The organism is Nocardioides iriomotensis (assembly GCF_004168035.1).
Lineage (GTDB): Bacteria > Actinomycetota > Actinomycetes > Propionibacteriales > Nocardioidaceae > Nocardioides_B > Nocardioides_B iriomotensis.
Genome location: NZ_SDPU01000024.1, coordinates 1 through 214, shown reverse-complemented (window position 1 = coordinate 214; position 214 = coordinate 1). Strand labels below are relative to the sequence as shown.

The following is a 214-nucleotide window of genomic DNA, read 5'->3' as shown; positions in this document are numbered from 1 at the left end:
GGACACCGACCTGGACAAGCTGCGGATGTCGTTCTGGCGCTACAACAACCGGGTGCACGGCCTGGCGTCGTCGAAGCTGGCGATCGAGCAGCAGGTCCGCGAGGCCGACATGGTGATCGGGGCGGTGCTGATCCCGGGCGCCAAGGCGCCGAAGCTGGTCTCCAACGACCTGGTCGCGCAGATGAAGCCGGGCTCGGTGCTGGTCGACATCGCC

Annotated in this window: 1 pseudogene; it reads left to right on the top strand. The window is 67.8% G+C overall.

The features are described 5' to 3' along the window. Window positions 1-214 (top strand): annotated as a pseudogene (locus ETU37_RS13905) (alanine dehydrogenase); the annotation flags it as partial.